The sequence below is a fragment of the Rhizobium sp. SVR5-9E genome (genome assembly GCF_056755095.1).
Window position 1 is genome coordinate 40934 of sequence record NZ_JBNDHS010000005.1, and the last position, 23842, is coordinate 64775.

The 23842-nt window shown below is 58.7% G+C and carries 26 protein-coding genes and 1 tRNA gene; 15 read left to right on the forward strand and 12 right to left on the reverse strand.

All coding sequences use genetic code 11. The features are described 5' to 3' along the window. Complete coding sequence (locus tag ACPYOJ_RS04600) at positions 1-513, forward strand: DUF934 domain-containing protein (protein ID WP_481415190.1); 513 nt, start codon at positions 1-3, stop codon at positions 511-513. A gap of 37 nt (positions 514-550) precedes the next feature. Further along, on the forward strand, positions 551-1762 hold the full coding sequence (locus ACPYOJ_RS04605) for a UbiH/UbiF family hydroxylase (RefSeq protein ID WP_481415191.1): 1212 nt from the start codon (positions 551-553) through the stop codon (positions 1760-1762). Here ACPYOJ_RS04605 and ACPYOJ_RS04610 read toward each other — a convergent pair. Both ACPYOJ_RS04610 and ACPYOJ_RS04615 read right to left on the reverse strand, forming a co-directional pair. Beyond that, a complete protein-coding gene (locus tag ACPYOJ_RS04610) occupies positions 1742-2692 on the reverse strand; it encodes an AEC family transporter (protein WP_481415192.1) in 951 nt (316 codons plus the stop codon). The two genes, ACPYOJ_RS04605 and ACPYOJ_RS04610, sit on opposite strands and share 21 nt — an antisense overlap. A 45-nt stretch (positions 2693-2737) precedes the next feature. Next, positions 2738-3487 carry a cytochrome c biogenesis CcdA family protein gene (locus ACPYOJ_RS04615; RefSeq protein WP_481415193.1) on the reverse strand — a complete coding sequence of 250 codons (750 nt, stop codon included), beginning with the start codon at positions 3485-3487 and terminating at the stop codon, positions 2738-2740. Positions 3488-3681: 194 nt separating this feature from the next. Here ACPYOJ_RS04615 and ACPYOJ_RS04620 point away from each other — a divergent pair. Together ACPYOJ_RS04620 and ACPYOJ_RS04625 are read left to right on the forward strand one after the other, a co-directional pair. Continuing rightward, positions 3682-3757, forward strand: a tRNA-Lys gene (locus ACPYOJ_RS04620). A 258-nt stretch (positions 3758-4015) separates the two neighbouring features. Further along, entirely contained in the window at positions 4016-6019 is a 2004-nt protein-coding gene (locus ACPYOJ_RS04625) for an acyltransferase family protein (protein WP_481415194.1), read from the forward strand. A 239-nt stretch (positions 6020-6258) separates the two neighbouring features. On the opposite strand, the gene ACPYOJ_RS04630 is transcribed toward ACPYOJ_RS04625, so the two are convergent. Then, positions 6259-6441, reverse strand: a complete 183-nt coding sequence (locus tag ACPYOJ_RS04630) for a hypothetical protein (RefSeq protein WP_481415195.1) — start codon at positions 6439-6441, stop codon at positions 6259-6261. 288 nt (positions 6442-6729) lie between these two features. Beyond that, positions 6730-7458, reverse strand: coding sequence for a hypothetical protein (locus ACPYOJ_RS04635; RefSeq protein ID WP_481415196.1), 729 nt, complete (start codon positions 7456-7458; stop codon positions 6730-6732). Between the two features lie 147 nt (positions 7459-7605). Between ACPYOJ_RS04635 and ACPYOJ_RS04640 the strand changes: the two genes are divergently transcribed. Further along, positions 7606-8361 carry a membrane-anchored protein gene (locus ACPYOJ_RS04640; RefSeq protein WP_481415286.1) on the forward strand — a complete coding sequence of 252 codons (756 nt, stop codon included), beginning with the start codon at positions 7606-7608 and terminating at the stop codon, positions 8359-8361. On the opposite strand, the gene ACPYOJ_RS04645 is transcribed toward ACPYOJ_RS04640, so the two are convergent. The 4 genes from ACPYOJ_RS04645 to ACPYOJ_RS04660 are packed head-to-tail and all read right to left on the reverse strand — an operon-like array spanning position 8327 to position 11856. After that, positions 8327-9301: a mitochondrial fission ELM1 family protein gene (locus tag ACPYOJ_RS04645; RefSeq protein WP_481415197.1), complete on the reverse strand. Its 975-nt coding sequence runs from the start codon at positions 9299-9301 to the stop codon at positions 8327-8329. The genes ACPYOJ_RS04640 and ACPYOJ_RS04645 overlap by 35 nt on opposite strands. 25 nt (positions 9302-9326) lie before the next feature. Beyond that, the gene (locus ACPYOJ_RS04650; RefSeq protein WP_481415198.1) at positions 9327-10019 is read right to left on the reverse strand and encodes a glycosyltransferase; all 693 of its coding nucleotides are present in this window, start codon (positions 10017-10019) and stop codon (positions 9327-9329) included. A 51-nt stretch (positions 10020-10070) separates the two neighbouring features. Beyond that, entirely contained in the window at positions 10071-10922 is an 852-nt protein-coding gene (locus ACPYOJ_RS04655; protein ID WP_481415199.1) for a 3-deoxy-manno-octulosonate cytidylyltransferase, read from the reverse strand. A 10-nt stretch (positions 10923-10932) separates the two neighbouring features. Beyond that, entirely contained in the window at positions 10933-11856 is a 924-nt protein-coding gene (locus ACPYOJ_RS04660) for a glycosyltransferase family 8 protein (protein WP_481415200.1), read from the reverse strand. Between the two features lie 199 nt (positions 11857-12055). Here ACPYOJ_RS04660 and ACPYOJ_RS04665 point away from each other — a divergent pair, with 199 nt between their 5' ends. Then, on the forward strand, positions 12056-13135 hold the full coding sequence (locus ACPYOJ_RS04665) for a polysaccharide pyruvyl transferase family protein (RefSeq protein WP_481415201.1): 1080 nt from the start codon (positions 12056-12058) through the stop codon (positions 13133-13135). 13 nt (positions 13136-13148) lie between these two features. Here the strand turns inward: ACPYOJ_RS04665 and ACPYOJ_RS04670 are convergent, their stop codons facing one another. Continuing rightward, on the reverse strand, positions 13149-14153 hold the full coding sequence (locus ACPYOJ_RS04670; protein ID WP_481415202.1) for a YihY/virulence factor BrkB family protein: 1005 nt from the start codon (positions 14151-14153) through the stop codon (positions 13149-13151). A gap of 75 nt (positions 14154-14228) precedes the next feature. Beyond that, on the reverse strand, positions 14229-14417 hold the full coding sequence (locus ACPYOJ_RS04675; RefSeq protein WP_481415203.1) for a hypothetical protein: 189 nt from the start codon (positions 14415-14417) through the stop codon (positions 14229-14231). A 203-nt stretch (positions 14418-14620) separates the two neighbouring features. Between ACPYOJ_RS04675 and ACPYOJ_RS04680 the strand changes: the two genes are divergently transcribed. Then, positions 14621-15280: a DUF6766 family protein gene (locus ACPYOJ_RS04680; RefSeq protein ID WP_481415204.1), complete on the forward strand. Its 660-nt coding sequence runs from the start codon at positions 14621-14623 to the stop codon at positions 15278-15280. A gap of 12 nt (positions 15281-15292) precedes the next feature. Here the strand turns inward: ACPYOJ_RS04680 and ACPYOJ_RS04685 are convergent, their stop codons facing one another. Further along, complete coding sequence (locus ACPYOJ_RS04685) at positions 15293-16120, reverse strand: nickel-binding protein (RefSeq protein WP_481415205.1); 828 nt, start codon at positions 16118-16120, stop codon at positions 15293-15295. A gap of 197 nt (positions 16121-16317) precedes the next feature. Between ACPYOJ_RS04685 and ACPYOJ_RS04690 the strand changes: the two genes are divergently transcribed. From ACPYOJ_RS04690 to ACPYOJ_RS04715, 6 genes are all read left to right on the forward strand, one after another. Further along, positions 16318-16527, forward strand: a complete 210-nt coding sequence (locus tag ACPYOJ_RS04690) for a hypothetical protein (RefSeq protein ID WP_481415206.1) — start codon at positions 16318-16320, stop codon at positions 16525-16527. After that, positions 16527-16901: a GFA family protein gene (locus tag ACPYOJ_RS04695; RefSeq protein ID WP_481415207.1), complete on the forward strand. Its 375-nt coding sequence runs from the start codon at positions 16527-16529 to the stop codon at positions 16899-16901. The genes ACPYOJ_RS04690 and ACPYOJ_RS04695 overlap by 1 nt, the downstream gene beginning before the upstream one ends. A 142-nt stretch (positions 16902-17043) precedes the next feature. Then, complete coding sequence (locus ACPYOJ_RS04700; protein ID WP_481415208.1) at positions 17044-18345, forward strand: efflux RND transporter periplasmic adaptor subunit; 1302 nt, start codon at positions 17044-17046, stop codon at positions 18343-18345. Between the two features lie 13 nt (positions 18346-18358). Beyond that, positions 18359-19075 (forward strand): ABC transporter ATP-binding protein, encoded by a 717-nt coding sequence (locus ACPYOJ_RS04705; protein WP_481415209.1) that lies wholly within the window; start codon positions 18359-18361, stop codon positions 19073-19075. Continuing rightward, positions 19065-20273: an ABC transporter permease gene (locus tag ACPYOJ_RS04710; protein WP_168832748.1), complete on the forward strand. Its 1209-nt coding sequence runs from the start codon at positions 19065-19067 to the stop codon at positions 20271-20273. Before ACPYOJ_RS04705 ends, ACPYOJ_RS04710 begins: the two co-directional genes overlap by 11 nt. A 107-nt stretch (positions 20274-20380) precedes the next feature. Beyond that, entirely contained in the window at positions 20381-20995 is a 615-nt protein-coding gene (locus tag ACPYOJ_RS04715; protein ID WP_481415210.1) for a GntR family transcriptional regulator, read from the forward strand. A 46-nt stretch (positions 20996-21041) separates the two neighbouring features. Here the strand turns inward: ACPYOJ_RS04715 and ACPYOJ_RS04720 are convergent, their stop codons facing one another. Beyond that, on the reverse strand, positions 21042-21854 hold the full coding sequence (locus ACPYOJ_RS04720; protein ID WP_168832746.1) for a ferredoxin--NADP reductase: 813 nt from the start codon (positions 21852-21854) through the stop codon (positions 21042-21044). A gap of 244 nt (positions 21855-22098) precedes the next feature. On the opposite strand from ACPYOJ_RS04720, the gene pcsA reads away from it, so the two are divergent. Beyond that, positions 22099-22827 carry a phosphatidylcholine synthase gene (pcsA, locus tag ACPYOJ_RS04725; RefSeq protein ID WP_481415211.1) on the forward strand — a complete coding sequence of 243 codons (729 nt, stop codon included), beginning with the start codon at positions 22099-22101 and terminating at the stop codon, positions 22825-22827. A 9-nt stretch (positions 22828-22836) separates the two neighbouring features. Continuing rightward, entirely contained in the window at positions 22837-23817 is a 981-nt protein-coding gene (locus tag ACPYOJ_RS04730; RefSeq protein ID WP_481415212.1) for a quinone oxidoreductase family protein, read from the forward strand. Positions 23818-23842: the final 25 nt, after the last annotated feature.

Sequence of the window (23842 nt, forward strand, 5' to 3'; positions counted from 1 at the left end):
ATGACGAAGATCTGGAGAGAAACGGGTTTTGTCGCCAACGATCCGTGGGTGATCGAAACGGACGAAGTCAAGGCCACCGGCGACCAGCAGCCGCTGCTTAGCCTCGACGAGCTGATCGCGAAGGCCGAGGCGAGCAATGATGTTGGCCTCGGCGTACTGATCAAGCCGGCCGACGACGTGCGCAGGCTTGAGCCATACCTCTATCGCCTCGAGATCGTTGCGGTCGCGTTCCCGGCGTTCAACGACGGGCGTGCCTTCAGCCACGCCTCGCTGCTCCGCCAGCGGCTGGGCTACACCAATGAGCTGCGCGCCGTGGGCGACATTCTGATCGACCAAATCCCGCTGATGTTGCGCGTCGGCGTCGACAGTTTTGCCGTCACGAACGAGACTGCGCTGAAGCGGCTGGCCGAAAACCGCCTGCCGGGAATTCCGCATCATTATCAGCCGGCTGTGCGTGACGCCGAGGCTGGCAAGGGCTATAGTTGGCGCCGTCAGGCGAAGCCGGCCGCGTGAGGCCGGCTCGCCGTCATCTGATGACGGAAGCGATGCAATGAAACATTTCGAAGTGGCGGTGATCGGCGGCGGTCTCGCCGGGATGGTGGCCGCGGTCGCGCTTGCCCGCGGCGGCCGCAACGTGGCGCTGATTGCCCCGCCTTCACCACAGGAAGACCGGCGCACGACGGCGCTGATGGATCAATCGATCCGCTTCCTCGATCGTCTTGCGCTATGGGACAAGCTGCGGCCCGAGGCAACACCGCTCACCAGCATGCGTATTGTCGACGGTACGAACCGACTGCTGCGCGCGCCGACCACGACCTTCCGGGCGGCTGAAGTAGACCTCAATGCTTTCGGCTATAACCTCTCCAACAGGGCGCTGGGCCGGGTGCTCGAGGCCGCCGCAGCTGCCGAAGGCAATATCACCCGCTTCACCGCCTTTGCCGAAAGCATCGATGTCGGCGAAGACGCCATTTCCATTACACTGGCAGACGCCGAGACCGTTCCGGCTGATTTTGCCGTCGGCGCCGACGGCCGCAACTCGAAGCTCCGCGAGACGGGCGGCATCGGTGTTCGCAATTGGTCCTACCCGCAATCGGCCGTGGTGCTGAATTTCAGCCACGCCCTGCCGCATGAGAATACCTCTACCGAGTTTCACACCGAGCATGGGCCCTTCACGCAAGTGCCGCTGCCGGGTAACCGGTCGAGCCTCGTCTGGGTTCAGGACCCACAGGAAGCCGCCGCGAAGGCGGACTTGCCGCTTGAGGATCTGAGCCGCGCGGTCGAGGAGCGAATGCAGTCGATGCTCGGCAAGGTGAGCGTCGAGGAAGGGGTTCAGGTCTGGCCGCTTTCAGGCATGATGGCGCATCGTTTCGGCAAGCGGCGGATGGCGCTGATCGGCGAAGCCGCGCACGTCTTCCCGCCGATCGGCGCACAAGGCATGAACCTCAGCCTGCGCGACATCATGGCGCTGACGGATATTCTCTGCGACCGGGCCGAACTGCCCGTCCCGGCTGATTCGGGCGACCGGTTCGACCGCAAGCGCCGCGCCGATATCATGAGCCGGACGCTCAGCGTCGATCTCCTCAACCGGTCGCTGCTGTCGGATTTCCTGCCGGTGCAGATGCTGCGCGCCGCCGGTCTCCATTTCCTATCGGCGATCCCTCCGCTTCGCGGCATCGTCATGCGGGAGGGCATCGAGCCCGGCCGCGGCTTCCGCGATATTCCGGCTGCGTTCCGGGAAAAGCTACGCCGGAAGAAAGCCTGACTTGATCGCGATCAGGAACAGCGACACCGTCATGACGGAAAGCGCCGTCGTGATCAGGATCGTCGCGGAGGCGCGCTCTTGCCAGACATGGTATTGCTGGCCGATGACGAAGACATTCGTTGCCGTCGGCAGCGAGGCGAGCAGCATCGCGGCATAGATCCAGACCGGCTCGAACCCGCCGACGAGCGTCAGCGCCGAATAAACCACGAGCGGATGGACGATCAGCTTCGCCGGAACGATGTAGCCGATTTCCGCCGGAACGCGTTTCAGCGGCCTGAGCGCCAGCGTTACACCCATCGCAAAGAGAGCGCAGGGCGCCGCCGCCTGCGCCAGATAGTCGACGAGCTGCCGGAGCGCCGGAGGCTGGTCGAAGTGCAGCACGGCGGCAAGAAATCCGGCAGCAGTCGAAAGAATGAAGGGATGCAGGGAAACCTTCCTGACGATGTCGGCGGCGATCTGCCCGCGTGGACGCTGGTCGTCGCCCGCTGCCGCCATTATCGCCGGGGCGACAATGAAATGCATAGCATTTTCCACGCAGACGATCAGCGCGACCGGGACGGCGGCGCTTTCGCCGAAAGCGAGCAGCGCCAGCCCGGGCCCCATGTAGCCGATATTGCCATACGCTCCGGCGAATGCCTGGATCGTCGACTCATCCATCCGGTTCTTTCTGATCCGGCGGCCGACGATGTAGATGAGGACGAAGATGAAATAGGTAGCCGCGAGATCGGTCGCGATGAAATCGATCCTGGTGAGGTCTTCGACCGGTGTGCGCGACACGAGCTTGAAGAACAGCGCGGGCAGGGCGGCATAGATGATGAAGGTATTGAGCCAGCCCAACGCCTCGGCGGGCTGTTTGGTCACCTTGGCCGCAATATAGCCGATGAGGATCAGGCCGAAGAAGGGCAGGAGCAGGCTGATGATGTCGGTCACTGGACCGTCCAATAATGTTGCAGTGCGAAGCGAAGTGCTTTCGGATTAACCGATCTGCATCAAGATTGGAAAGGTCTCCTGGAACCAGATCGCGGCTTGACTAACAAAGCCGAACATGAATGCCAGCCCCGTCAGCACGAGAAACGCCCCCATAGCCTTTTCGACGGTGCCGAGATGCCGGCGGAAACGCGTCAGGAAGTTCATGAAAGCGCCGGAGAAGCCAGCGGCGATCCAGAAGGGAACCGCAAGCCCGAGCGAATAGACGGCGAGCAGGCCTGCGCCGGAGCCGACAGTTTCGCGCGACGCCGCGACACCAAGGATCGCGCCCAGCACCGGCCCGATGCACGGCGTCCAGCCGAAGGCAAAGGCAAGGCCCATGATATAGGCGCCCGTCAGCGTCGCCGGCTTGCCGCCGCTCTGGAAACGCGCCTCGCGGGCCAGCAGCCCGATTCGGAAGACGCCGAGGAAATTCAGTCCCATGACGATGATGATAAGCCCGCCGATCTTCGCCAGAAGGTCGAGGTGCTGGCGCAGCAGCATTCCGATGCTGGAGGCGCCGGCGCCAAGTGCGACGAAGACCGTTGCGAATCCGAGCGTGAAGAACAGCGCCGAAAAGAGCACGCCGCGGCGTATATCAGGCGCGACAGCGACAGTATTGCCGCCCCGGAACTGTTCGACGGAAATGCCGGCCATATAGCAGAGATAGGGCGGAACGAGGGGAAGCACGCACGGAGAGAGGAAGGAGAGGGCGCCCGCAAGCAGGGCACTCAACAGGGAAATATCGGCAATCGACACGCATTCTCTCCGGCTGCAATCAGGTCGATGTCGTAGCGCCGCGACCAGCCGATTGCCAATCACCTTTTCGCGCTCCGGCAAGAAATGTGCCTAACATGGCCAAAAGGAAGATTTTTCGGTTGACCGCATCAGGTCGCCTGCCTATGTTCCGCGCACTTCCAGCCAGGGCGCTTTTTTTGCCTGAGGCAACAAGGGAGAGCGTAGCTCAGCTGGTAGAGCAACTGACTTTTAATCAGTAGGTCATGGGTTCGAATCCCATCGCTCTCACCAATAAACCAACAGCTTGGCGAGTGGTCGTTTTGTTGGTGGTAAACGCCTGGCTGCACCATTCGTAAAATCCACCATGGCCATGGCCTGCCGGTTACAGTCATGGCTGGCGGTCCGCCCATCACACCATCATTCTGCCCTGGGGGTGTCTTATCAACCCGTGACCCGTAGGAGTGGCTTTCGGGTGGTCCGCGTGCGTTGTCCTTTGACGAGCCAGTCTTATCAAACATCTGCCATAGGTCCAAGCGAGATTGGTCTCCAATGTTCACAGGTGTTTCCTACAGGCCGGAGCTAGATGGCCTGCGCGCAATCAGCGTTATGGCCGTTGTTCTGTACCACGCTGGTGTGGGTGGATTTGCGGGCGGCTACGTTGGCGTCGACGCGTTTTTTGTCTTGTCAGGCTATTTCATGGCAACCATGATCCTGCGGGACCTCTCGCAGGGGACCTTTTCGATCGTCGACTTCTATGTCCGGCGGATGAGGCGAATTTTGCCTGCTCTGTTCGTCATGGTGGCGGTAATCTCCGCGCTGGCGTTCTGGCTCTTCATGCCAGAGGAACTGACTTACTATGCGCGTAGCGCACGGGCGACGGCGCTCTTCTATTCCAATATCCAGTTCGAACGAGAGAGTGGCTATTTCGACTTGGCAGCGAAGACAAAGCCTCTCTTACACACCTGGTCGCTCTCTGTAGAGGAGCAATTCTACCTCATCTTGCCCCTCGGGCTGACGCTTCTTTTTCGGATCAGGAAAGGCTTGATACTTCCGGCCTTGGTCCTTGCTCTGACAGCGTCTCTCGTCTGGAGCCAACTGGAGGTTCAGGTCGATCAGACAAAAGCATTCTACCTTTTGCCATTCCGTTTTTGGGAGTTGATCCTCGGCTCATTGATCGCGGTATACAAGCCCGCCCTGAACCCCGCTGCCGCTGAGGTGATGCCATGTCTTGGCATTGCTGGCCTGCTTTTCTCCGCGGTGGTCTACTCTGAAACGACGGCCTTTCCCGGGCTCACCGCCCTGGTTCCTTGCCTGTCGGCGGCGGCGATCGTCGCTTTCGGTCATCAATCGAAGATGGCAAAAGCATTGCTTGGCAACGCGCCGATGGCGTTCATCGGCGGGATATCCTATTCCATTTATCTTTGGCATTGGCCAATTATCATCTTCCTTCCGTACTTCTACGAACCGGCATCCACGGGAACGGCCGTCGGACTGGTCATCGTCCTTTCGCTCCTGTTCGGCTTAGTGTCTTGGCGTTTCGTAGAGCTGCCGTTCAGATTTGGTTCGCTTGCGGTCAAGAAGCCCAAATATGCTTTTGTCATTCTGACGGCCGTTGTGGCATTTTTTGTTTCAGTCAACGCTTTCATCATCAGCAAAGACGGCCTTCCTCAGCGTCTAAAGGGAGAAGCCTCGCGGCTGTACGCAGCCAAGCACGACGGCAGCCGGTTTCTCGAGCCCGGCTGTTTCGCCGATCCCGATGGGCGAGGACTTCTGACGGCGGATGTGCGAAGTGGAAAAATTTGCAGAATGGGAGCACCGACAGCTCGTCCAGAATTCATCCTTTGGGGAGACTCCCATGCTGCGGCGATCGCCCCCGGATTGGACGTCGCAGCTAGCAGAGCAGGTATCAGTGGCGTCTTTGTGGGAAGCGCCGGATGCCCGCCCTTCGCTTCAGGCGGCCTCATAAGACCCGATAGGGTCGGCCGCTGTGACGGGTTTAACAAAGCTGTGCAGGCGTTTGTACAGGAAAGCGGGATAGGTCACGTTTTACTGGCCGCTTATTGGAGAAAGTACCTTCCCAAGTCGGATTTGCCGAACCAGGGTGTCCAATCTGGGCTGCCAGCGACTTCAGCCTCCAACGAGTCTGCCGAGCCAGTAAAGGCGCGCCTGCTCGATCGCATCAGGGAACTGCAAGCAATTGGCGCTGAGGTGTCGCTAATCATGGATGTGCCAGAGATGGGATATGCGGCGCCGGAACACCTTGCGCGTCTTTCCATGCTCGGAAAAACCCCGCAGCTGGAGATACCTCGGGGGTCCGTTGATGGGCGACAGGCTGTAGCGCGGCGCCTACTTGATGAGGTTGCCAAAGAATTGGACGTCAACGTCATAGATCCTTTGCCATCTCTTTGTGACGACCATTCATGCAATGCGACAGCCGGTGGTATCGTCCGGTACAAGGATGGCGATCATCTTTCTGCATCTGGCGCGAAATCAATCTCTTTCGTCTTCGACACGGTCTTGGCAGGCATGCGCGACCGCATTGCAGCTCATTGACCGCGACCGTGTGGCGCATTCTAAGCATATCCGCAATGTCGACAGCCTCCTTATAGAAAGACGTGAATGGAGACGTATCCTAATTACGTGCAGGGGTCTGGGCATCCGGCATGGCTTCGTGCCGGACGATTTATAGACGCTAAAAGCAAAGGCCGCCGTTTCCGGCGGCCTTTGCTTTTGGGTAGCTGTTGAACTGCGGGCATGCGAGCCCGGAACTCCCATGACGGCTCCCGTTCACATCAACGCCACCTTGGCTCCCGCTTCACGTTGTGCAGCAGCTCGCAGGCCGTTGCAAATGGACCGAACAGCTTGAGCAGGCGAGCCTCTTCCGTTTCGCAGATACCTTGCCGCTTGGCGAATTCCTCCACGCACAAAACGCTCGTGGCTCCAGTGCTCGCGTTGTTCGGCTCAACTCGCTGCATATGCTACTCCTCCTCACGTTGATGGCGAGACCCTACTAAAGACTAATTTAGAAAGAAATAAAATAATACATGAAGGTATGAGAGCGTACGGTACCGGACAGAGCCCAAATCGCACTTCTCAAATAGAATGCCGCGAGTCCCGCGGCCGGATCAGGATTGGCGGGGAGTTGACTGCCGCCAGCTGACGGTCGAGTTTGCTGCGCTAAGCTCCAACATCACCGGACTGCCTTGACAGTCCTACACCCCACGGCAAGCCTACGGGAAATACGAGGAAAGGCGTCGTTGTATCTATCGCAGCTCAGACATGCCTGTCACCAGCCTTATTCCGGTCTCACGAGATAGCTCCGGCTCTGTCGTGACAACATTGGGGAAGCTACTGAGCTTCTGAAGCACATACCGATCCTCGTCTATCTGCTTCCTGAGCTTTCCGACCTCGTTGTAGGAATGCCCCATTTTCACAACCGAGATGCCGGATAGCACCACCGTTGGCACGCCCAGGAACAGCGCATAACAAACGCTAGCGACGCCATTCGTTGCCTTGCCATAGCGCCCAATGTCCTGAGGGATGGAGCCGACGATCCGGCGGACGATCGCATCACGCTCATCCTTGGTGGCCCGCTTGAGGCTGCCGACCCTGACGGCCGGCTTCAGCAACAGCCGAAGACGCATCATGAACAACGGGGCGGTGTGAAACCAAAGCAATCCGCGGGTGCGCAACCGCGGATGCTCTTTCCAGGTTTTCCTCCGCTTGCGTATTGTCAGGTCGGCTGGTCCCAGGCCCAACATTTCTGCCGTTCGGCCCGCGTTGTTAATGTCGACCCGGGCGCAGTTTCGCAGAATGTCCGATGGGAGAGTGGGCTCCGGTGCCGAACCCAGTATGAGCCAGGGCCGATCCAATATTCCCAGCTTCGTAAGCCAACGTTGATGTTCGAACTTTATAGTTTCTAGCGTGGCTTCATCGGGCGAGCGTGATTTTCTGCTGCCTTTGACGCTCTTTAGAGCCGGGTCCATCGCCATCGCAACTAATTCCGTTTTATCGTGTGCCTGACATATATTATCGAATACTACATTCAGTTTGAAAAAGGTATCGACGTTCGCTGCGGGCGGCCGTGACGGTGGCTGAAAACGATCGAATGATCGGAAGGAGATGAGCGGTTGGGGATCGTGCGCCGGAAACTGTTCGAGGCAAAACAGTGGCTTTACCGCTTCATCAAATACCAATGGCTAAGGCCAAAGCCGTGGGTGGATCCGACACTCGCGGATAAGAAGGTGGTGGTCGTCGGTTCTGCGCCTGTCGCATCCAGGCCGGTGGGCTTGGATGGCTCGTATCGCCTGATCACGATCAATGCGGCGCAGCAGGCGCTTGAGCGGTGGGGGATTTCGAAGCCCGACATCACCGTCATGATGTTCAACCAGATCGAAGGCGAAAACACCAACGCCCGCGAGGTCCGCAGGGTCCTTCAAGCCAAACGCACAGGCACGCTCTACTTGATGCTGTGGAGGCATGGCCTTTCGCGGCTGGAGGCCGGATTGAAGCGGTTTGACTACGGCTACGACGAACTTCACATCATTGACCGCTATCGGCGCGTTGCGTTGGTACGGGCGGTCAGCGGTATCCTCAACTTTGAGCTGGATGCATCAACGAAGTACTCGAATGGAGTGATTGCCGCGATGTTCGCGCTTCATAGCGGGGCGTCGTGCGTCATCCTGAGCGGCATCAATCCTCGCTCCACCGGCCACGCCTATAACAGCGAGAATCTCGTCCGGATGCATGGCGATACCGACTTTCGGATGCTCAAGACATTGATGAGCCTCCGCTGCCCAATTTATACGGCAGACCCGGAAGTCGCGGAAACGACGGGATTGCTGTTATGGCGGGGAGAGCCTAGCGAGCAGGAAGGCTCATTTCGTCGCGGATGATGGCGGACAGCCTCGCAGCTTCATTCAGCGGTTTGTAGTCGTAGGGTTCGAGGCTTCCTTCGAAAGGTCTTGTAAGCCGAAGGGTCTGCTGCAAATCGCGGTGGAAGCGCTCGAATTTCTCAAGACGCTGACCTGGGATCTTGGTGAGGTCCAATGAATAGACCGGCTTTCCGGATGCCAGTGCTTCGCACGGCATGGTGATGGAGTCCTTCGCGATGAGGTAAGCGTCCGCAGCGGCAACAAAGTCGAGATAGGGATTTGGAAGTGCGCCGTCCCAAACCTGGAGGCGGTTGCTGCGGAGCCTCAGCAGCTGTTCAAGTGTCGCCTCGCTCGACCGCCGCGACGTAGAAACCAGCACGCGCCAACCTTGCTCCTGGAGATGCGTCACGGCGCGGACGATCGAGTTGAGTGCCAACTGGTCGTACTCGTAAGCACCATTCGCCCCGCCCACAAAGACACCGGCAACCTTGCCGTCATCAGGCGAATAGGTCGCTCGCGCAGACGGACGCCGTCCTTCGATCACGTGCGGACTGAGCCGGTGCGGCACCCCAACCATCGGGAAGTAGTTGGATCTGCTCGAGAGCTCGTCGGTCCAATCATGGCGCGAAACGAAGACGTAGTCGTAGCCTTGGATCTCCGGTCTCTGTAGATGGATGGCAATCGGCCGATCGCCGAACGCACGTTTGGCCTTGAGGACCGGTTTCTCCGGCCGGTATCCGCAAGAAATCAGGATGTCCGGTTCAGGCTCGGAGCGACGGAAGATCGGCGGGGCGAGCAGCCGCTTCAGTCCATGGCGCGGAACGATAATTTTTTCCAGGGGAGTGGGGTCGAAATAACGCCCCACGCCGAGGCACTGCGAAAGAGTGCCTATCTTCTGCTCACTGACCGCCCATACCCGGAGAGGGCGCTGAAGGACGGGCGGGTCATAGGTCGATTCCATGTCTGCTCAACGCCGGACTGAGCGCTCAGTTTGCGCGCTGCTGAACGAACAATACCCGGTCCCTTGCCGCGAACCATTCGTCGGCATAGTCGTCGTTCTTGTACTCCTCGAAATAAGGACCTCCGTCGGTGAAGTGAACGAGCTTGGCGTCATTGCGCTTTTCATATTCGTTGACGAGATAGTTCCAGGTCACCGGAATACTACCGATCAGGTCATCGTTCTCAAGCCATTTGAACTGATGAAGCTGCAGCCCAGTCGCGGTGTTGACGTAATCGGGGGAGAGTGCGCGGCATTTGTCGTTGTTGAACATGAGGAGGCTCGACCAGTTCTTTTTCTCGTACTTGGTTTGCGTCTGACCCAGGAATTTGGTCTCCACCTTCGGGGTGTAATCATGCTTCACGCACATCGCGGCGTAGCGCTCGTCTCGTAGCGACCACAATTCGGCTATGTCGGCGCGAGCCAGCATGTCGCAGTCCATGAAGATGCTCCAGCCGCTAAAGCTGCTTAAATAGGGCGTCAGAAATCTCGAGAACGAAAACTCTGTTGATTGAAGAGCATTGCGCTCGCGGGTGAAAATGCCGCCGAGATTCGACAAAACAATAGGGCTGAACTCAACGGGGAGCGTGGATTTCTCCAGGATACTTTGCGATAAAACATGATAGGCGACCGCTTCCTTTGTATCGAAACCGATGAATATCCGAATCGTTTCCTGATCCATCTCAGTGCCTCTTGTTGGTTTGTCCGTTCGGTAGGCTGTTGCCAGCCCGACTCATGAATTTGGGTCCTTCTTCAGTCGGGCTTGCTCCCGCTGTTTGCGTGTCTTGGGTCTGATGCGACGGAAAAGGGTGTCCAGACCTCGCTGGACCTTCGTCACCGACATCAGCCGATCGATCTGGTCGTTCGCATTGTCCAGACGTTCCGCCAGAACTGCGGCCATCTCCATGAGCAGTTCGGCAGGGGGCATGTCTGGAAAGCTCTTCAACAAGGCAGCGGTTCGTGTGACGTCACCGTCCTGATTGAATGCCGCGATCTCTCCTCTTTTGGCACAAAGCCGGAGGAAGACCTGCTCGTAAGTCCAATCGTGAACGTTGAAGACTTTCCATGTTTCGCCCCTTGTTCCCGAAAATCCTGCAAGCACGATTTCTGAGGCAGGCTGGAGATCGCGAAGCCACAGCGTCAGGGCAAAACCGCTCGTCGGTATTTTTCCGGAGGGGTAATCGTCCGCGACCGAGGAGAGATCCAGATGATAGACTTTGGCACCTTCAAAAGCCGATTTGGGGCTGAATCGCTCTGACGGTGCTACACGAATGTTGACGATGCCTACGAGCGCCTCTTCCGGAAAGAAGCTGAGGACATCTTTCACTTCCTTGCGATGGACAATGTTGGCGCCACTTGTCCCGCTTCGCGCCACCAGCAATGAAGGCCTGTCAAAATCTTTGTTCAGTACCTTGTAGACCTTGTTGAAGAATACGAAGAGCGCTGACTGGGGAAACGCTTCCGTAAGCCGGAAAGGTTCGGTGCGGTCGCTGTTTCCGACCAGAACGATGTGCGAAAACGATGAGAAGAACTGCCGCCATTCGTCCCTCTCTCTGAAGTTCAGCGGCATTGGATTTGAATTCATCGATCAGCCACTAAGCGCCCGTGGGGCGCATGCCGCCCTTGAAATATGATTTGACCTTTTTCGCTCTCGCCAGCCCTCCGACGGTACTCCCGACGTACAAGGCGAAGTCGCCCAAATCGCGTGCGGGAGAGCGGCATTCGCAGAACTCCGACCATGGAGTTCCATTCAGAAGGTCCGAATACTGTCCCGCGAATTTGCGATGGGCCCAGTTTATGGAATGCTGCCAGGGTTTGCGCCGGCCGGTAAAATGGACAACAGCGGGATCTGAAACGAAGGGCAGCATTCCGGTCTGTACGTTCCAGCGGAATGGCAGCGGAAGCCATGTTCCCTGGAACGCAACGTTGAGAACGTCTTGATCGTTCGCGTCAAACTTCGCGTTTGGCCGTTCGATCAAAGCACGCGCACGCGCCAGCAGCCCCTCTGAACGGCATTTCTGCCAGTCAAATAACAGCACGCCGGCATTGAAGTATCTTGGCCCGAACATCAGCCCGAGCTTCTGTTCTCTCCTCCGTGCCTTTTCCGGGAAAGCCATGATGTAGTCATCAACCGCACCCAGCGCCTTGCCTTGAAGGTCCGCCGTGAGCAGGTCGCCGACAGGCGCCGCTGCGAGTATATCCGCATCGACGTAGAGTACGCGTACGAAGGAATCTGGAAGGAGCAGGTCGATGAAGAGACGGGCGAGAGTTGCCGGGGGCCAGCGTCCCGAGGTGGCTGCAAGGTCAGATGGTTCGCTGTAAGTGACGATTTCGATATCGATCCCGTTGGCTTCGTTGAATCTGCGAATATCGTCGTGGGCGCTTTGCTGTAAGTCGATGCCAATCAGAATGTACTTCGTATCGGGGCGGGAGTTTTTCTGGAAGACGGAAAGAAGTGCGCAGATCGCAGCTGGCATCATTCTCATGTCAGCGCAGGTTACCACAGCATAGCGAAACATTCAGTTCAGGCCTCAAACGGTTCCTACGTGACTCACTTATTCTAAATTAGCACATTTATATCTTCTAAATGAGAATATGTACAACTAGAACCAGGCCGGAGACATTCAAGTTCCGTGTTGGTAGTTTCTGTTTCGTGGAACTTGGGGCGCGGGCTGCCTGAGGCGTATCGCTGCTGGCGAGCCGGAGAGGGGATGGGCGATGTCTGACAGCAAGGCGATCTTGATCAACGACACATCCACGAAACCGCATCTGGGCTGCAGGCTTGTCGTATCGCAGATAGTCAAGCTTGCTGCGGCACACGGGATACAGGTCGTAGCGACGTCATCCGTTCATACGGATTGGCGCACACAATCTGCTCTTCAAGATGAAATGCGGAAGGCAGATCTCGTCATCGTTAATGGCGAGGGGACACTCCACCACTCAAGCAGGCAAGCCAAGGCACTGGCGGAGGTGGGGCCGTTCTGCCGCAGTGCCGGTGTTGCGAGCGTACTCATCAATTCGGTTTACGAGGAGAACGACGATGCCATAGCGCGCGCCTGTGAAGCATTCGACCGCATTTACGTCAGGGAGTCACTGAGCGCACACAACGCCAGGCTCGCCGGTTTGCAGGTAGAAGTCGTACCGGACCTGACATTGTCCAGTCGCGCAATGAGTTCGTATCGGTCATCCTCGAGGGGCGGATCGATGGTCGTGACTGACAACGCCAACAGCGAACGGAACAAGCAGCTGCTTGAGCATGCTCTCCGGCGCCGAGATGCCTCCTACCTGAACCTCAACACCTGTGAGCCCTCGAATCCCTTTCTCGACAAGTCGGCCCGGCCTTTCGCAGTTTTCATGCCGGATGGCGCCGCCGATGAAGCGCCGGCCCCGCGTCAACCGCAACGGATCGGATATCGCGCCTTTCGCAAGTCGGTCTTCCGGCCGCTGATGGCTTCGCGCATGGACATGATACGGGACACGACACGCTTCCGCCCGGCCCCGGAGATCCTGACCACGATAGCAGAGGCCAAAGGCCTGATTGCAGGTCGGTTTCACGCTGCCTGCCTGTCACTGATGGCAGGAACGCCCTTTGCATCCATGGCATCCAATACTTCGAAGACGCGCGGGATGCTCGAAGATGCGGGCCTTTCCAAATTCCTGGCTGGAGATCCGGCGGCCGCTTTCCAACTGGCGACGTCCTGGCGGGAGCAAGACAACATTGCGGCGGCTACCTATGTTGCCAGGGCCGAGAGAGATGCGCTCGAGATGTTCAACGACATTGCCTCGTTGGTCCGATAGGACCGCGGGGCTTTCAGTCTTCGTCGGAGGTCTTGCCGAGCGTGTCGGCTACATATGCGCCTCGTTCTCCCATCGGCCGAGGCTCGCCTGTAGTCGAGTCGTGCGCGGTCTGGTGTTCAAGTTCGGCGTTGAGCATGGCGCCGACAATCACGATGATCGTCGATATCCACATCCAGACCATGAAGCCTATCAGCGCGCCGAGCGTGCCGTAAGTGGCGTTATAGTTGGCGAAGTTTTCCAGGTAGTAGGAAAACAACATCGAAGCGCCTAGCCATAGGAGTGTGCTGCACACCGCTCCCCAACTCAGCCAGTGAAACTTCGCATGCTCGCGGCTCGGCCCATAATGATAGAGCAACGTGATGCCCGCGCCGGCAAACGCGAGGATCACCGGCCAGCGCGCAAACCTTGCCAGTTGCTCCTCCCACCCATCGAGCCAGAGATACGAGAGGACTGCGGGAACAACGCCGATGGCGGTGATCAGGATGACTGCGATCAGCAGCGCGCCGAGCGTGAACGTCAAGGACATCAGGTTCAGCCTGACAAGGCTTCGCTTCTCGGCCTCGCCATTGGCGACATTCATCGCCTCGAACAGCGCCTTGATCCCGCTGTTAGTGCTCCATAAGGCGACGACCAGCCCGACGACGAAGGCGATACTTAACGATGACGTTTTCTGCTGGGCGAGCGCGTCGAGCTGCGTGAGGATGATATCAAGGGAGCCGGGAGGCAGCAGGCTCGACAGGAAATCGATGTGACCGGCGATTGTCACCGGGTCAGCGACGAAGCCATAGAGCGAAACCAGCGCGGCGAGTGCCGGAAACAACGCCAGCAGCAGGTAGTAGGTCACCCCCGCCGCAATCAACATGACGCGATCGTCGATAATTTCAGCGACGATGCGCCAGAAGACATCTTTCAACCCCTTCAGCGGAATCTGATTCGGGGTATCGGCATCTCTTCCCCGGTCCGGTTCATGCGCGTGCGGAACACTTTTTCCTGTCGCGCCAGTCTCCCGTGCCGCCATTGGTCAACTCCCGTGACGGAACCGCTCGGGTCCCTTCCGGTGATCTGCTCGTCAGCGTTAGAAGGCGGACCCGCGTCAGAGGCGCTGCTTTGTTCCGGCGCTCTTGCCGTCTGAACTTTTCGAACGTTCCTCGAAACGCTCGGAACCTTTCGCGAGGTCTGAGCCCTTCTTGGCCTCCACTTTCTTTTCCTCCGCCGCGGTGCTTTTCCTCAATCCCCGCGCCGCTTGTTTCCCTTTTTCCGTTGGAGCTTGCTCGATACCCATGACATTTCCTCCGCTGCTACTGTGCCAAGGCTTCAACGGCTAAGCTTCCGGTTCGTTCCCTCTATTCGGCAGGCCCCTGAGCCTTGCCGGCTGCTGCTGAACAGTAGGCCCGGAACGTTCGTTCGGCATGCAAGTTTATCTGGAGTGAGACATCATAGCTCTGGAGAATTGGCGTTGCTGCCGCACTGGACGAAGGAATGTGAATGCGATTTTTCCGCGACAACGGACTGACCATTGTTCTCCTCACGGCGACACTTGTCACGATCGGCGGCATGCTGCTCAGCGGATGGCAGAGCTTGAACCAGGAGCTTGCGGAACACGGTTTCCCCCAGCTGACATTGCTGGAATACGCCGGGTCGGGTCATTTTCTCTCGGCACTGTTCGAGAACTGGGAGAGCGAATTCCTGCAAATGGCCACTTACGTGGTTTTGACCGCGTTCCTCTTTCAACGGGGCTCGGCAGAATCGAAAGATCCGGATGACACCTCATCGCAGGACGAGCACATCTTGGTCCCTGCCCATGATCCTCACGTGCCGGGGCCTTTGAGAGGCGGGCGGCTCGCGCGCAAACTCTACGCTTATTCGCTGGGCATAGTCCTAGTGGTCCTGTTTGTCGCAAGTTTCATTCTTCATCTGTTCGGCAGTGCTCAAAAGGAGGCACTTGAGGCGGCCCTGCGTGGCCACCCGGCGACGAGCTTCCTCGACCATCTAGGCAGCGCGCAATTTTGGTTCGAGTCATTTCAGAACTGGCAATCCGAGTTCTTTTCCACCGCCGTCCTTGTTGTCCTGTCCATATTCCTGAGGTTCAAGGGCTCGCCGGAATCGAAACCCGTCGCCGCACCGCATCACCAAACTGGCGGGTGAAAGCCTAGAACGTTAATTGGCAACTGGTTCAACCCAGTCGCATCGGAAGGCCAGAACGGGCTTCGAAAATCCCTTCAGACGCCGGCGCGTAGCGTGGGCGAAGAGATCTGAGGCGCCGTATTCCCGGAAAATGTTCTCCGATACCAAAATCTGGTCGCTGGAGGCGGCGCCGCACAATCGCGCTGCAAGTTGCACCGTGGAGCCGAACAGGTCGTTACTATCCTCGACGGGCTCGCCGCAATCGAGTCCGATGCGAACATGAATTGGTTCAGGATTGCCGCGGTTGTACCGCTTGAACTCCTGCTGAACCATTCTTGCACATTCGACGGCTGCAGGGATCGAGGCGAACGTCGCCATGATTCCGTCGCCGGTATGCTTCACCTCGCGGCCGGCACACTGGCCGAGGCACCTACGCACAAGGGAGTCGTGCGCCCTGACCATTTCGGTTGCCAAGCGGTCGCCAAGGCGTGATGTCATTGCCGTCGAGCCGACGATATCGGTAAACAGGATGGCCCGGTGGCCGGCATCCACAGTGGCCGAGGATTGCCCGGGCGCCGGCTTTGGATCGGTAATGCGGCCGAGAAAGGCCTCTACCGCCGACAATGCAACTTCGACGATTTCGCCGGCGACAAAGCCGTGGGCTTCCCGGTGCACACATTGTGCCGTTTCCGCATCGGGCGCATCTACGAGGCAGAACACGGTCCCCCGGGGCTGGTCGTACCAGTAGGTGAGGAATTTGACCCCGTATTGATCCTGAATCTCGATGTCCTTGCGGTGTGCCTCGGCAATGTCGGCGGCTGTGGTTCCCGCGAGATCATGCCGGTCTATGAAGATAGGCATTGGCGCGCTCCTTCCGGAATCCTCCGCATATAGGAGGCATGTATTCTACGGCCTGCATACGAATCCGTCCACATTCTCGAACGGTTGATTTCCATCATCGCCAGCGGGCCGGGATACGGTCAAAAGCCTCGTCATCCACCAGCCTTCCCAACAAGCCTGGGTGCTCTAGCTTTCTGGTTGTGAAAAGGAGGAATGCTATGTCTGACGCTGTAAATCAGACCGTGCCGACCCGCAAAGTGCTGCGCGGCCGACCTTACAGTATGAGCGAATTTGCTCGGAAATATCGCTTGGATGAAAAGGAAGCCAGGCGGCTTTACGAAAAGTTCGGGCCTTCGGCGACCGAGCTCGACCTCTTGATGGCCGCCAAGCGCAGGCCGCCGAAATTGCCGCCGGACCTCGATTCCTGATGAAAATCCGTACCGGGGGCTGCCTTTGTGGCGCGGTCAGATATGAAGTGAAGGGTGAGCCGCTTCGCGCCGGCCTCTGCCATTGTGCAGATTGCAGAAAGGAGAGTGGCTCGGCCTTCGTCACCTTCGCGGTATGGCCACGCACCGCATTCGACTATTCCGGCAGGGTCGCGACATTTGAAGGCCGCAGCTTCTGTACGGCATGCGGCGGGCGGCTGTTCTGCCTCACGGAGAACGAGGCGGAACTCAGGCTCGGTTCGCTGGACGAGGCGCCGATGGAAATTGCTCCAACCTATGAAGTATGGATCAAGCGGCGCGAAAGCTGGCTCCATCCGATGCAAGGAACGCAGCAGTACCAGGAAGATGCCGACTAAACCGGATTTTCATTACCAAGATTTAATGCAATTTTTCGCTATTCCATGCCGATGCGCCTCTCGCAGTTAGTTCCGGTTCATCTTCGCTATGACTATTTACATGGCGAAGGAGCAGGCGCTCCCATGGTGGTTTGAGGATTTCATGAACGATTTCGAATCCGGAAGCGGCGCGAAGGCCGTATCGGCTAGGCTCGATCTTGCTGAGGTACTGGCAACCTCCGGCAAGCGTGGCCAGGGTCGCCGCTGGCGCGGCCGGCTTATAGCGGCAGCCATAGTCATTGCCGTGGCCGGTAGCGGCGGCTATGCTTATTACGGCCGCAACGGCAATGAATACAGCTATACGACCCTGCCGGCAAAGCGCGGCGATTTGACGGTCCTGGTGACGGCAACCGGCTCCGTGCAGCCGACGGAACAGGTCGACATATCGAGCGAGCTTTCGGGCACCGTGCGCGACGTCAACGTCGATTACAACAGCGAGGTGAAATCCGGCGAGGTGCTGGCAGTTCTTGATACGAACAAGCTGGAAGCCGATGTGAAAAGTTCGCGCGCGAAGGTCGTATCCGCCAAGGCGAACGTTGCCAAAGCCGATGCCGACCTGCTTTCGGCGCAGAGCTCGCTGGAGCGCTTGAAAAGTCTGGTCAAAAGCAACGTCTCGACGCAGCAGAGCCTTGAGGACGCATCCTACAAATATGAGTCTGCCGTCGCCGCAAAGCAGATAAACGAAGCGGACGTGCTCTCGGCCGAAGCGGACCTGCAACTGGCAGAGGTCAACCTAGCCAAAGCCAAGATCGTTTCGCCGATCGACGGCGTCGTACTGACCCGCTCGGTCAATCCTGGGGCAACCGTTGCTGCCTCGCTTTCGGCGCCGGTGCTCTTCACGATCGCAGGCGATCTCAGGAAGATGGAACTGCAGGTGGACGTCGACGAGGCCGATGTCGGCCAGATCGCGGTCGGACAGAAAGCGACCTTTACGGTCGACGCCTATCCGGACAAGACCTTCCCCGCCGAGATCGAGCAGATCCGTTTCGCCTCCGCGACAACCAACAACGTCGTCACCTATAAGGCCGTGCTTTCGGTCGACAACGCAGGCCTGCTGCTACGCCCAGGCATGACGGCTACCTCGGACATCACGGTCGAGGCCGTCAAGAATACGCTGATGGTGCCGAACGCAGCGCTGCGTTACGCGCCGCCGGAAACCGCATCGCGCGGGCGCGGCATCTTTGCTCTTTTCCGTCCGCCACGCATCGGCCGCCCGCGTGGAGGCGCTGGCGGTAGCGAGGCGCTGACTGGCGCAAAGCGGCGCGTATGGGTGCTTCGGAATGGCGTGCAGGTGCCGTTGGTCATCCAGGTCGGCTCCTCAGACGGTCAGTTCACCCAGGTCGTCTCCGGTGAATTGAAGGAGAACGATCGGCTTGTGACCGACGCAACGGCGCTGACGCAATAGACGGGACACGACGATGACCAGTCCGCCGCTTCTCGAATTCAGACAGGTATCGAAGGTCTATGGCCATGGCGAAGCGGCTATCCGCGCGCTCGACCACATCGACCTGCGGATCGCGACGCATGAATTCGTCGCGATCATGGGGCCGTCAGGCTCCGGAAAATCCACGGCGATGAACATCCTCGGCTGCCTCGACGTGCCGAGCGCCGGCGACTACATCTTCCAGGGCATTTCCACGAAAGGTTTCGACCGGGGGCAACTGACGCTGCTGAGGCGCCATATGCTGGGCTTCGTCTTCCAGGGCTTCAATCTTCTCGCCCGTACATCGGCGGTCGAGAACGTCGAGTTGCCGCTGAGCTACCGCGGGATTGCCGCGCGAGAGCGCCGCGAGCGTGCCATTGAAGCGCTTGGTCTGGTCGGCCTGGCGGGACGTGAACACCACAAGACACAGGAGCTTTCCGGCGGCCAGCAGCAGCGCGTGGCGATCGCGCGGGCGATCGTCACCGAACCCGCTCTGCTTCTCGCCGACGAACCGACCGGCAATCTCGACACCAGGACCAGCGCCGAGATCATGGATCTGATGACCCGCCTGAACCGGGAGCAGGGCATCACCATCGTCATGGTCACGCATGAGCCGGACATCGCGGCCTATGCCCAGAGGATACTGCGTTTCGTCGACGGAAGGCTCGAAGCCGAGGTTGCGCCTCGGGAGGAGGCGGATCATGTTTCTTGAAACGCTGAAGCTCGCGCTGCGCGCCATCAGCCGAAACATGTTGCGGTCCTTCCTCACCGTGCTTGGCGTCGTCATCGGCGTTGCAGCCGTCATTGCACTGGTGACAATCGGCAATGGCACCACCGAGCAGGTCTCCACCGAACTTTCGCGGCTCGGAACCAACATGCTGTTCGTGCGTCCGGGGCAGTTCGGTCCGGGGCGGGCGAGTGCAGAGGCGAGGCGGTTCACCGTCAAGGACGTCGATGCAATCCGCGATCAGCTGACGGGCGTTCGCGCCGTGGCGCCGCTCAACCAGACGACGGCGACGGCGATCTACGGCGGACAGAGCCATTCGACCACCATCATGGGCACAACCAACGACTATTTCATCGCCCAGGATTGGGACATTGCGCTTGGCCGCACATTCGAGGCGGCAGAAGAGCGCGGACGTGCCAGGTGCATTCTCGGCGAGACGGTGCGGTCGGAGCTTTTCGGCGCGGCCAATCCAACAGGCCAGCAGATCCGCGTGGGCAAGGTATCCTGCAGCGTCATCGGCGTTCTGGCAAAACGCGGGCAATCGGGCATGGGCAACGACCAGGACGATGTGGTGATCCTGCCCGTGAAGGTCTACCAGCGCCGGGTCGGCGGCAGGGCCAATGCCACGGTTCAGATGATCGTCATCTCGGCGCGCGACGGCGTCTCGACCTCGAAGGTGCAGGCGGAAACGGAAAACCTGCTGCGCGAGCGCCGCAAGATCGTTCCGGGCCGAGACGACGATTTCACCGTCAACGACATGACGCAGATCGCCGCGGCGATGACGGGGACGACGACGCTGCTCACCGGACTTCTGGGAGCGGTGGCGGCAATCAGCCTGCTCGTCGGCGGCATCGGCATCATGAATATCATGCTGGTTTCCGTGACCGAGCGCACGCGCGAGATCGGCATCCGCCTTGCCATCGGCGCGCTCGAAACCCAGGTCCTGATGCAGTTCCTGGTGGAAGCCATAGCGCTGTCGCTCTTCGGCGGCATTACCGGCATCGTGCTCGGGATGGGGATCGGCTTTGTCTCCGTCACGCTCTTGAAGGTTCCCTTCGTCTTCAGCCCCATGATGATCGCCGTTGCTTTCCTCTTCTCGGCTGCCATCGGGATGATATTCGGTTATTTTCCGGCTCGCCGGGCCGCACAGCTGAACCCGATTGACGCCTTGCGCCACGAATAAAATAGCTTCACGTTCGCTTTCCTGGCTCTGAATTATCACGGTAGCTTGCCATCCTCATTTCTGCCATGTCACTATGTGATATATCAGTTTGAAGCATGGATTCCGGAATGCAGAATTCGCAGAGCCATCTGGCCTACCTCGCACTGGAGCACGCGATCGTGACGCTGGTGTTGAAGCCTGGTGCGCTCGTGACGGAAAAGCAGCTGATCGATCTGGCAGGACATGGGCGCACGCCGGTACGGGAAGCGATTCAGAAGCTTGCGTGGCAGGGGCTTATCATCGTCCGGCCGCGCGTCGGGTTGCAGATTGCGGAGATCAAGGCGGGTGACCATGCCAATGTCATGCAGGTGCGCAGGGAACTGGAGCCGATCGCGGCATCGCTCGCCGCCGAGCATGCGACGGACGAACAGCGGGCGGCGCTGACCGAATGCGCCCGCGCCATGGCGGACTGTACCGTCAACGGCGATCTTGATGCTTTCTTTGCGGCCGACAAGGCGTTCGACGAAATTCTCGAAGAAGCCTGCCCGAACACCTTCATCACGGTGGCACTCGGGCCCGTGCAGACGCATTCACGGCGTCTCTGGTATTCCACCGCCAATCCGGATCGGATGAACCGCTCGATCTCGCTTCACGTCGCAGTCATTCACGCGATTGAGGCGGGCAGGGTGGAAGAATCGCGCAAGGCAATGGCAACCTTGATTGACTACCTGAGCCACAAATGAAAACGGCTCCGTCTCCGGAGCCGTCCATCAATTCATGCAAAGACCATCAGCCGACAAAGGCGCGTTCGATGACGAACTCGGCGGGTTTGCTATTGGCGCCTTCTTCAAGGCCCGCCTTTTCCAGAAGTTCCTTGGTGTCCTTCAGCATGGCGGACGAGCCGCAGATCATGCCCCGGTCGATTGCCGGGTCGAGCGCCGGAACGCCGAGATCCGTAAAGAGCTTGCCGGAGGAAATCAGATCGGTGATGCGGCCGGTGCGCTCGAAATCCTCACGCGTCACGGTCGCATAGTGGCGCAGCTTATCGCCGACGATTTCGCTCAGCAGCTCGTCATTGCGGATTTCATCAACGAGGTCGAAGCCGTATTTCAGCTCAGCGACGTCGCGGGTCGTGTGCGTGAGGATCACTTCCTCATACTTCTCATAGGTTTCCGGGTCGCGGATAAGGCTTGCGAAGGGGGCAATGCCTGTTCCGGTCGAGAACATGTAGAGCCGCCTGCCGGGGGTGAGTGCGTCGAGAACCAGCGTGCCCGTCGGCTTCTTGCGCATCAGGACCTGATCGCCCGGCTTGATGGCCTGAAGATGCGATGTGAGCGGGCCGTCCGGCACCTTGATGGAGAAGAATTCGAGTTCTTCGGCCCAGGCGGGGCTTGCGATCGAATAGGCGCGGAACACCGGCTTGCCTTCGACCATCAGGCCGATCATTGCAAACTCGCCCGAGCGGAAACGGAACCCCTGCGGCCGGGTCATGGTGAAGCGGAAGAGCCGGTCGGTATAATGCGTGACGCTCAGCACCTTCTCGGCATAGACATTTGCCGGAATGGCGGAGGCGAAATCTTCGGTCTTTGCAGGAGCGTTCATTTTTCTTAATCGGATCCCGTATTCGTCGGATGATCGTGCGGATGCGAGGCAGATATTACAAATCCGCCTGAAGTTAAAGGCAATCCATTCTCCGGCGCGCTACCAAGAGGAAATATGCATGTCATGCTCATGATTCAATGCCTGTGCGCCATGTTGCTTTTGCGCTGGCGAAGCGAAGCAAAGGATGCATATTAGGCCAAAACGCCGCCTGCAGGTTTTAAGCGGCGATAGGCGGTGGGGAAACATGAAGATTTTCAACTACAAGCGCGTTCCTTATGCAGAAATACGCGCCTTTTCCGTCCATATTTTGACGGCATCCGGCTCCTTCCTTGCCTTTCTCGGCGTGGTCGCCGCCGCCGAGCATCGTTTCATCGATATGTTCTGGTGGCTGGGTCTTGCTCTGCTTGTTGACGGCGTCGATGGCCCGATCGCCCGCAAGGTGCGCGTAAAGGAAGTCCTGCCCAACTGGTCGGGCGACACGCTCGACAATATCATCGATTATGTGACCTACGTGTTGCTGCCCGCTTTCGCATTGTATCAGAGCGGCATGATCGGCGAGCCCTGGTCTTTCGTCGCGGCCGGGATGATCGTCGTTTCGAGCGCCATCTACTATGCCGATATGGGCATGAAAACGGATGAGTATTTCTTCTCCGGATTCCCTGTCGTCTGGAACATGATCGTCTTCACGCTCTTCGTCATCGATGCCGATGCAGCGACCGCGTTGAGCGTCGTGGTCGTCTCGGTGATACTCACTTTCCTGCCGATCAATTTCCTGCATCCGGTCCGCGTCCAGCGCTTGCGGCCGCTCAATCTCGCGGTCTTCTTTCTCTGGTCGGCGCTCGGCATGTATTCGCTGCTCATGCATTTCAGCATGCCGCAGTGGGCGGTTGTTCTCTTCGTGATCAGTGGCATCTATCTCTATTGCATCGGCGCCGTATTGCAGTTCTTCCCGGCGCTGGGCCGCAGCGAATAGGAGACACATATGACAAAGACGCAGGCGATCGCATTCAGCCGCAATGGCGGAACTGAGGTTCTGGAATATGTCGATATCGACCTGCCGCCGCCGACCGCCGGCGAGGTGCAGATCAGGCATGCCGCGATAGGCCTCAACTTCATCGACGTGTATTTCCGCGATGGCACCTATAAGGCGCCGCATCTTCCCTTCGTTCCGGGCAAGGAAGCCGCCGGCACCGTCACCGTGGTCGGGCCGGGTGTGACGGATTTTTCCGTCGGCGATCGGGTTGCCTATGCCGGTGCCGACGGTGCCTACAGCGTCGAACGGAATGTCGCGACCAAGCATCTCGTCAAGGTGCCGGACGGCATTAATCTGGAGACGGCGGCTGCGATGATGCTGAAGGGCATGACCGTCGAGTATCTGTTGAACCGGACATTCAAGGTGGGGCCGCAAACCGTCCTGCTGTTTCACGCTGCGGCGGGCGGCGTCGGGCTCATTGCCGGGCAATGGGCAAAGGCGCTCGGAGCGACCGTGATCGGCACCGCAGGCTCGGAAGACAAGGTGAAGCTCGCACTCGAGCACGGCTATGATCACGTCATCAATTACCGGACGGAAAACTTTCTCGATCGTGTGCGTGAAATCACCGCCGGCAAGGGCGTGGACGTCGTTTATGACTCGATCGGCCGCGACACCTTCCCGCAATCGCTTGACTGCCTGAAGCCGCGCGGCCTGTTCGTGTCATTCGGCCAATCCTCTGGCCCGATCGAGAACTTCACAATGGCAATGCTGGCGCAGAGGGGCTCGCTTTTTGCGACCAGGCCGACCCTTTTCACCTACATTGCGACCCGCGAGGAACTGACCGCCTGTGCAAACGCGCTATTTGATGTTGTGCTAAGCGGCAAAGTGCGTATCAATGTCAATCAAACCTATCCATTGCGTGAGGTGGGACGGGCTCACACGGATCTGGAAACAAGAAGAACTACCGGAACTACGCTGCTGATTCCATGAAAGATCCGGAACGGACGGATCGGCA

What these genes read in the sequence shown, in the direction of transcription:
- ACPYOJ_RS04625 (WP_481415194.1), top strand. Translation starts at nt 4,016, where the DNA reads ATGTTCACAGGTGTTTCCTACAGGCCGGAGCTAGATGGCCTGCGCGCA.
- ACPYOJ_RS04695 (WP_481415207.1), top strand. Translation starts at nt 16,527, where the DNA reads ATGAAAATCCGTACCGGGGGCTGCCTTTGTGGCGCGGTCAGATATGAA.
- ACPYOJ_RS04690 (WP_481415206.1), top strand. Translation starts at nt 16,318, where the DNA reads ATGTCTGACGCTGTAAATCAGACCGTGCCGACCCGCAAAGTGCTGCGC.
- ACPYOJ_RS04700 (WP_481415208.1), top strand. Translation starts at nt 17,044, where the DNA reads ATGAACGATTTCGAATCCGGAAGCGGCGCGAAGGCCGTATCGGCTAGG.
- ACPYOJ_RS04660 (WP_481415200.1), bottom strand. Translation starts at nt 11,856, where the DNA reads ATGTTTCGCTATGCTGTGGTAACCTGCGCTGACATGAGAATGATGCCA.
- ACPYOJ_RS04710 (WP_168832748.1), top strand. Translation starts at nt 19,065, where the DNA reads ATGTTTCTTGAAACGCTGAAGCTCGCGCTGCGCGCCATCAGCCGAAAC.
- ACPYOJ_RS04715 (WP_481415210.1), top strand. Translation starts at nt 20,381, where the DNA reads ATGCAGAATTCGCAGAGCCATCTGGCCTACCTCGCACTGGAGCACGCG.
- ACPYOJ_RS04665 (WP_481415201.1), top strand. Translation starts at nt 12,056, where the DNA reads ATGTCTGACAGCAAGGCGATCTTGATCAACGACACATCCACGAAACCG.
- ACPYOJ_RS04705 (WP_481415209.1), top strand. Translation starts at nt 18,359, where the DNA reads ATGACCAGTCCGCCGCTTCTCGAATTCAGACAGGTATCGAAGGTCTAT.
- ACPYOJ_RS04630 (WP_481415195.1), bottom strand. Translation starts at nt 6,441, where the DNA reads ATGCAGCGAGTTGAGCCGAACAACGCGAGCACTGGAGCCACGAGCGTT.
- ACPYOJ_RS04600 (WP_481415190.1), top strand. Translation starts at nt 1, where the DNA reads ATGACGAAGATCTGGAGAGAAACGGGTTTTGTCGCCAACGATCCGTGG.
- ACPYOJ_RS04675 (WP_481415203.1), bottom strand. Translation starts at nt 14,417, where the DNA reads ATGGGTATCGAGCAAGCTCCAACGGAAAAAGGGAAACAAGCGGCGCGG.
- ACPYOJ_RS04730 (WP_481415212.1), top strand. Translation starts at nt 22,837, where the DNA reads ATGACAAAGACGCAGGCGATCGCATTCAGCCGCAATGGCGGAACTGAG.
- ACPYOJ_RS04685 (WP_481415205.1), bottom strand. Translation starts at nt 16,120, where the DNA reads ATGCCTATCTTCATAGACCGGCATGATCTCGCGGGAACCACAGCCGCC.
- ACPYOJ_RS04605 (WP_481415191.1), top strand. Translation starts at nt 551, where the DNA reads ATGAAACATTTCGAAGTGGCGGTGATCGGCGGCGGTCTCGCCGGGATG.
- ACPYOJ_RS04655 (WP_481415199.1), bottom strand. Translation starts at nt 10,922, where the DNA reads ATGAATTCAAATCCAATGCCGCTGAACTTCAGAGAGAGGGACGAATGG.
- ACPYOJ_RS04680 (WP_481415204.1), top strand. Translation starts at nt 14,621, where the DNA reads ATGCGATTTTTCCGCGACAACGGACTGACCATTGTTCTCCTCACGGCG.
- ACPYOJ_RS04635 (WP_481415196.1), bottom strand. Translation starts at nt 7,458, where the DNA reads ATGGCGATGGACCCGGCTCTAAAGAGCGTCAAAGGCAGCAGAAAATCA.
- ACPYOJ_RS04645 (WP_481415197.1), bottom strand. Translation starts at nt 9,301, where the DNA reads ATGGAATCGACCTATGACCCGCCCGTCCTTCAGCGCCCTCTCCGGGTA.
- ACPYOJ_RS04650 (WP_481415198.1), bottom strand. Translation starts at nt 10,019, where the DNA reads ATGGATCAGGAAACGATTCGGATATTCATCGGTTTCGATACAAAGGAA.
- ACPYOJ_RS04720 (WP_168832746.1), bottom strand. Translation starts at nt 21,854, where the DNA reads ATGAACGCTCCTGCAAAGACCGAAGATTTCGCCTCCGCCATTCCGGCA.
- ACPYOJ_RS04670 (WP_481415202.1), bottom strand. Translation starts at nt 14,153, where the DNA reads ATGGCGGCACGGGAGACTGGCGCGACAGGAAAAAGTGTTCCGCACGCG.
- pcsA (WP_481415211.1), top strand. Translation starts at nt 22,099, where the DNA reads ATGAAGATTTTCAACTACAAGCGCGTTCCTTATGCAGAAATACGCGCC.